Genomic DNA, 6,825 nt, shown 5'->3' with positions numbered 1-6,825 from the left:
ATATAATTATTAATCGAATTTTCTATCCCAGCAGATATTACTAATAGATATAACGAATCCAAAACCTCAGGGGCGGTAATCTCCTTTTCGTTACAGTTTCCTCACAGATTGGCCGATTTCATAGCCTGTAGACCCGATATCGTGATATAATGCAGACATTCCCTTATGAGAAAGGATTGTGATGTATGATGAAAAAATTAGCTGCTTTGTGTGCAGTTTTATGCATGGGACTGGTTGGCGCAATGAGTGCCAGCGCTATGGATTCGGCAACACTGCTCCAGAATCCGGCACGGTACCGCGTTGTCAGCACACAGCCAGACGGCATCGTCTATGTCGATATGGATTCTATTCAGGCCATGCAGACCCGCGATTATCCGAACAGCATCGAAAATATTTCCTGCAAACTCTATGTTGAAACCTATGCCAATCCATTAACTGCCATGGATTTTGAACAAAACCGCATCATTCGTCAAATCAACGAATACGATGCCGCCCTGCACGCCAATAAGCGGGATAATCAGTTCAAACTGGATGCGTCATTACAGAACGCCTATACTCCCGATGGCCAGAAGAAAGAAATTGCTATCGATACGGTTCTGTTCAAACAAATCAAACAAGTATTTATCAACACGAGCCGCCTGGCTCACCTGCCAAAACAGGACGTACAATAACAGTTCTGAGGATATCTCGCTATGAGGTATCCTCTTTTTTTTGCATTCTCCGGCCACCATCATCCCCTTACGTTCCTAGGTCACTGGCACAGCACTTGAGCTGTCCTGGATACAGGAAGACAAATCGGCTGTTTTGCTATATAATTTATAGAACGCAGTATATATTGCAGCATATCCTATAATGTCATACGTATATGTATCGGCATGATTCTATCAGAAAGAAGGCAGGAAACAATGAAACTCATGGTAACAGGAATTGGCGGCGTTGGCGGTTATATAGCATCCATTTTATGTGCAAACTATGACAACGTTACCGTCGTAGCCCGCAGGAAACGAAAAGAATCGATTCAGGAACACGGTCTGGTACTGCACAGCGATTTTTTCGGTGAACACGTATTTCATCCAGCTGTAACAGATACTCCGGCCAGTGCCGGCATTCAGGATATGATTTTCGTCTGCGTCAAAAACTATTCTCTCGCCGACGCACTGACGGCAGCGCTCCCCTGCATAGACACACACACCATCGTCGTCCTCATCCTCAACGGCGTCGATCACATGGAAACAGCACGGCGCATCCTTCCCCACGGTCGTCTCGTCGATTCATGCATTTATATTACATCTGCCTATAACCAGGATTTCTCTATCGGCCAGTACGGCCATTTTGCCCGCATTTTTCTCGGTTCTGCTGATGAAGCTGCTGCACAGCAGGCTTATGAAGTCCTCAATCATCCCGGCCTGACAACGCGCAAGACCGATGACATTACACAGGAAATCTGGAATAAATACATTCTGAACTGTGCATACAACGTCATGACAGCCTATTACGACTGCACGATCGGTGAAGTAGTCGATAATCCCCAGCGCCGTGAAGAATTCCGCCAGCTCCTTCAGGAAGCGTATACGGTCGGCAAGGCCCTGGGGGTTCACCTGTCTGACACACTTGTAGACACGATGGTAGACCGCATTCTCAAGCAGGATGATAAAAATGTGACCAGTTCACTAGCCCGTGACCTGGAACAGGGCCATCAAAGCGAACTGGATACATTCAGCGGCTATCTCGTCCGCAAAGCAGCAGAACTGCAGCTTCCCGTTCCCTTGTCGGCCCATTGCTACCACGTCCTTTTCCAGCGCATACAGAAAACTTCCCATGCATAACCACCATTGACAGCTAAAAGCAAACGATGCATTACCCGGCTATGACCGAAGGAACAGATACGATCGTCTTCCTTAGGTCATAGCTTTTTTATGGCTCCGGGACAGATGGATAGACACCCCCAATAAAGGTCATGCATGCAAAACAAATCCCCCGTTACATCAAACTCGGCAGTGGGTTGCCGGATGTAACGGGGGATTGTTGTAAGCACGTATTGGGTTTTATTGGCATGTGATGCAGTTCCAGACGGCAAAAAGGAAGATTGTAAGCAGTGCCATTATGCCGTCTATACAGTTCCGGCTCACCAAAGCGGGGAACCTTACTTTTTCATGACTCGGGCTTCGCCGTCAGTCACGATCTTACCGTGCTGATTTGTCACGGTTGTCTTAAAGATAATGCGATGTTTGGCATCGTCTTTTTCCTTGCATTCCACAGTAGCAGTCAGCGTGTCTCCATAAAGTACGGGAGCTAAAAAGCTCAGAGACTGATTCATGTAAATCGTATTAATTCCCGGTAATTCCGTACCCAGTACGGCGGAAATCAGGCCAGCTGACAACATGCCGTGGGCGATCCGCTGCTGAAACATTGAATCCTTGGCAAATTCTGCATTAATGTGTACAGGATTAAAATCTCCTGTAACGCCGGCAAAGGCATACACATCATATTCAGAAATCGTCTTGGAAAGAGAGGCAGAATCGCCGACATGAATGTCGTCATACGCAATATCTCTTGCCATGTTTTCATCTCCTTTCCCAGTTACTTATATATTCAGTCCCATTGGGTCGCTGGCGAAAATACGAGCATCCATTTCCTTAACATCTCGTATAATCGGCCGGAAATCCATATGAGCCAAAATATCTTTTTCCAAATCAATGCCAGGGGCAATTTCAATTAATTCCATGCCATCTGCAGTCAGTTTAAAAAGGCTCGTTCTGTAACATATAATACAGGCTGTCCTATGGAGTTAGCATAACTGCCGCTGAAGGTAACCTGTTCTACATGAGACAGGAATTTTTTATTCTTCCCTTCCTGCGTAATAACGAGCTTGCCATCTCGTACCTCTTCTTTCAAACCACCAGCTGTAAAGGTACCGCAGTAAATTACTTTCTTGGAGTTCTGCGTAATATTGATGAAGCCACCGCATCCAGCTACGCGACCATGGAACTTGCTAACGTTAATATTACCTTCTGCATCAGCTTCAGCCAGCCCCAAAATAGCCAGATCTACACCGCCTCCATCATAAAAATCAAACTGGTAAGGTTGATCGAGAATCGAGGCAGCATTGGTCGCCGCGCCAAAGCTGCTGCCACCGGCAGGAACACCGCCAATCGTTCCGGCTTCAGTCGTCAGGACCATTCCTTTTATACCTTCTTCAGCAGCTACAGCCGATACGCCTTCGGGCATACCAATCCCCAAATTGACGACAGCATCAGGAATAAGTTCCATAGCACAGCGACGAGCAATGATTTTACGATTATTCAATGGCAGTGGTGCCAGCGATCCTAAAGAGACTTTCAAATCGCCGTTAAAAGCTGGATTATAAGCAAATTCCCAAGTCATGCGATGATCTGTATCCGGATCCTGGCAGGGAACAATATAATCTACAAGCACACCAGGAACCTTTACATCTTTAGGATCCAGTGAATCTTGCTTTGCAAATTTTTTTACCTGAGCAATGACGATTCCGCCGCAAGCCCGTGCAGCTTCAGCAATGGCCAAAGCTTCGCCAGTTCCAATTTCTTCATCCATTGTGATATTGCCATCTTCATCAGCCGTCGTTCCGCGAATAATAGCTACATCCAAATGATGTGGTTTATACCACAACCATTCTTCTCCATCCAACTCCAGAACCTGTACAATATCCTTTGTTGTTTTAGTGTTGATACGGCCACCTTCCAAACGGGGATCTACAAAAGTCCGCAGCCCTACTTTTGTTATCGTGCCTGGACGGCGTCCGGCAATATCACGGAACCACTGGGAAATCGTTCCCTGCGGTAAGTTATAGGCTTCGATTTTATTTTCCATAATCAACTTGCCGATGCGGGGCGACAGATTAAAATGGCCGCCAATGACAAAACGCAACAGCCCTTCTTCACCTAAGTGATTTAATCCTAATTCACCACCATCTCCCTGACCAGCAGCGAAGATAAGTCCCAAATTCCGTGGAGATCCTGTTTCCAAAAACGATGACTGAATAGCCTTTAATATAGACTCCGGTACTAAGCCGCCGACAAACCCGCTTGTCGCAAGAACGGCGTTATCAGGTATTTTTTTTGCCGCTTCTGCAGCAGAAATGCATATTGCCATGTTTGTAAATTCTCCTTTCTCTTAATGAAGTCCCGTAAGCGTATAAATTGCAATAATAACAAATACAGCAAACGTTTTCAGCAGGGTTATCGCAAAAATATCCCGATATGATTCACGATGCGTCATGCCACAAACGGCAAGTAAGGTAATAACAGCGCCATTGTGAGGCAATGTATCCAAACCGCCGGAAGCCATCGAGGCAACACGGTGCAGGATTTCTGGCCCCATGCCAATAGATTGGGCCCAAGACAACCAGTCCTGCGACATCAATTCCAAAGCAATGGCCATGCCTCCAGATGCTGAACCAGTAATACCGGCCAATACCGTAACACTTACCGCTTCAGATACGAGCGGCGTGCCGCCAACATGAATGTTGATGAGGAAATTTGCTACATCAGCAAAACCAGGCAGCTGAGAAATAACATTACCGTAGCCAACTTCCGATGCCGTATTCATAATGGCCAGCAGTGAACCAATAGCGCCGGCATTAAGTACTTTCGTCATGGACGTAACGGTTTTAATTTCCCGCCATCCGACAACCAGTGCAATGATAATGCCCGTAACCAGAGAAATGATTAACGCCCAGACGCTGGCTACATTTTGCACCTTGCCAGCAACAAGAGGAACGCCTTTCATATGCTGAAATGGAACGAGAATATCCGGGTTCCATACAATACATTCTGTAATAACGAAGTTTAAGACTAATACGGCTACCAGCGGCAGGCAGGCCACTTTCCAGGAAAATAACCGGGCATTAGGATCGATTTCCGGTTCATTCAGCGTATGATTACCGTAGCCTTCACCGCGGGCAATAGCAGCTTTCAGGCGATGTACCAGGTAATATCCACCACAGCCATAAATAATAGCCGCACCAATCAGGCCAGCCAGAGGACCAGCGTACAAGTTGGTTCCGAAATAGGTAGTAGGAATAATATTCTGAATCTGCGGAGTTCCAGGCAAGCAGTCCATAGTCGCCGTAAATGCACCAAGAGCGATAACTGCCGGTACAAAATGTTTCGGATAATTAGCTTCCTTAAACAAGGCGGCTGCAAACGGGTAGACAGCAAATACAACGACAAACAGAAGTACGCCGCCATACGTCAGTATAGATGCAGCCAAGACGACAGAAATAACTGCTTTGTGAGGTTCTTTTCCCAGGCCATTGATAATAGCGCTGGCCAGACTGCGGGCCAGCCCTGTTTCTTCCATGACCTTGCCGAAAATAGCACCTAACATAAATACAGGGAAATACGATTTAATATACGTAACCGCCTTACCCATAAATAATTCTGTGTACGAGGGCATAATATCCAATCCGGAAAGTGTAGCCGCCAAAATAGCCATAATGGGGGCCATCATAATAACGGAAAATCCCCGGTACGCAAAGGCAATGAGCCCTACCAAGCTCAAGATAATGATGATAACATTTAGATCCATCTACATGCTCAACTCCTTTTTACTTGTGACAAACAGAACATAGTAACAAAGCACTTAGCCATGGCCGATGCATTCTCAGTGGAATGCGTTTCATGCATTCATGGTAGCATTTCATCGCATTGAAGTAAAATGGGTTGATTTCACATATATCATGAATTTACGTCATTATTGTGCCTCGTTTCTCTCTTTTATTTTTTCAATCATGTCCAAAAAAAGCTTCATGGGAGCAGAAATAAATTTCTCCTTATGATACGCAACTGTCGGTACCCAAGGCAATATGGGGTCACACAAGGCGATAGAAACCACTTTGTTTGTGCAAAATTTCTCAATAATTGGTCGCGGCAGCAGGGTAACACCATTGCTGCTACATACCGATTCGACGAGTAAATCCCACTGTCCACTTTCCTGTACAATATGAGGAGAAAATCCAGCTTTATGGCAGGCATCAATAATGGCATCATGAAGCATGAATGTCGTATTTAAAATATAGAAGGATTCCTGCGATAACTGTTGGAATGAAATGGTATCATAATTAGCCAGCCGGTGACTGGGAGAAACAACACATACAACATCAGAATGTAAAAATGGGATCTGTACAAAATCTGTATCAACAAAGGGCTGTATTAAAATACTGATATCTACTGCCCCTGCTTTTGCTAGGGAGTAAGCTGTTTTAGCCCCCAATTCAGATACTTGCAGGTGAATAGCCGGATACATAGCCTGGTACTGATGCAGTATAGAATGAACAATCGTAATCGTCACAGGAGGAATACCCAATGTCAGTGTTCCACGCCGGCTATTTAGAAGAACGGATAGCACTTCCGTTTCTGCCTGATAATTGGAGACAATTTTGACAGCACTGTGATAAAAAATCTCTCCTGCTGATGTAAGTTTGAATTTTTTTGCTGTTCTATCTACTAATTCCGTATCATAAGCCTTTTCCAGAGACCGCACAGCTTTACTAATTGTCGATTGACTAATAAACAGTGAGTCTGCAGCTTTTGTAAAACTCTGTTTTTTCACGGTTTCAATAAAATAAATAAAATGATCAATGTTCATATATAATCTCCTTCCCTTTGCATGGTCATACTGCTCTTTGAACAGCATAAGTCCATTACAAATTATACCCCCCCCCCCGTATATTTTTATATTTTCAGGGATATACGTATATTATTGTGAACGCAATGGCTCTAATTCGCTCCGAATATATATGTTTTGATCGCATCATTAATATTTCGCATTGCAAATCATATATAT

Annotated in this window: 5 protein-coding genes and 1 pseudogene; 2 read left to right on the top strand and 4 right to left on the bottom strand. The window is 44.8% G+C overall.

Going from position 1 to position 6,825, the window contains the following annotated elements; all coding sequences use genetic code 11:
• Positions 1 to 185: 185 nt before the first annotated feature.
• Both Q3886_RS07355 and Q3886_RS07350 read left to right on the top strand, forming a co-directional pair.
• On the top strand, positions 186 to 671 hold the full coding sequence (locus Q3886_RS07355; RefSeq protein ID WP_301860647.1) for a hypothetical protein: 486 nt from the start codon (positions 186 to 188) through the stop codon (positions 669 to 671).
• A gap of 234 nt (positions 672 to 905) precedes the next feature.
• Complete coding sequence (locus Q3886_RS07350; protein WP_301860646.1) at positions 906 to 1,826, top strand: ketopantoate reductase family protein; 921 nt, start codon at positions 906 to 908, stop codon at positions 1,824 to 1,826.
• 317 nt (positions 1,827 to 2,143) lie between these two features.
• On the opposite strand, the gene Q3886_RS07345 is transcribed toward Q3886_RS07350, so the two are convergent.
• From Q3886_RS07345 to Q3886_RS07330, 4 genes and pseudogenes are all read right to left on the bottom strand, one after another.
• Complete coding sequence (locus Q3886_RS07345; protein WP_301860645.1) at positions 2,144 to 2,560, bottom strand: MaoC family dehydratase; 417 nt, start codon at positions 2,558 to 2,560, stop codon at positions 2,144 to 2,146.
• Between the two features lie 24 nt (positions 2,561 to 2,584).
• A pseudogene (locus Q3886_RS07340) lies at positions 2,585 to 4,131 on the bottom strand (acyl CoA:acetate/3-ketoacid CoA transferase).
• A 21-nt stretch (positions 4,132 to 4,152) separates the two neighbouring features.
• Positions 4,153 to 5,568: a GntP family permease gene (locus tag Q3886_RS07335; protein ID WP_301860643.1), complete on the bottom strand. Its 1,416-nt coding sequence runs from the start codon at positions 5,566 to 5,568 to the stop codon at positions 4,153 to 4,155.
• Between the two features lie 165 nt (positions 5,569 to 5,733).
• A complete protein-coding gene (locus tag Q3886_RS07330) occupies positions 5,734 to 6,627 on the bottom strand; it encodes a LysR family transcriptional regulator (protein ID WP_301860642.1) in 894 nt (297 codons plus the stop codon).
• Positions 6,628 to 6,825 lie beyond the last annotated feature (198 nt).

The organism is uncultured Megasphaera sp. (assembly GCF_958350005.1).
In the GTDB taxonomy this organism is placed as follows: Bacteria; Bacillota; Negativicutes; order Veillonellales; family Megasphaeraceae; genus Megasphaera.
This window is presented reverse-complemented; position numbering and strand designations above follow the sequence as displayed.

Coding starts and splice junctions, on each gene's coding strand:
- Q3886_RS07355 (WP_301860647.1), top strand. CDS start 186: ATGATGAAAAAATTAGCTGCTTTGTGTGCAGTTTTATGCATGGGACTG.
- Q3886_RS07330 (WP_301860642.1), bottom strand. CDS start 6,627: ATGAACATTGATCATTTTATTTATTTTATTGAAACCGTGAAAAAACAG.
- Q3886_RS07350 (WP_301860646.1), top strand. CDS start 906: ATGAAACTCATGGTAACAGGAATTGGCGGCGTTGGCGGTTATATAGCA.
- Q3886_RS07345 (WP_301860645.1), bottom strand. CDS start 2,560: ATGGCAAGAGATATTGCGTATGACGACATTCATGTCGGCGATTCTGCC.
- Q3886_RS07335 (WP_301860643.1), bottom strand. CDS start 5,568: ATGGATCTAAATGTTATCATCATTATCTTGAGCTTGGTAGGGCTCATT.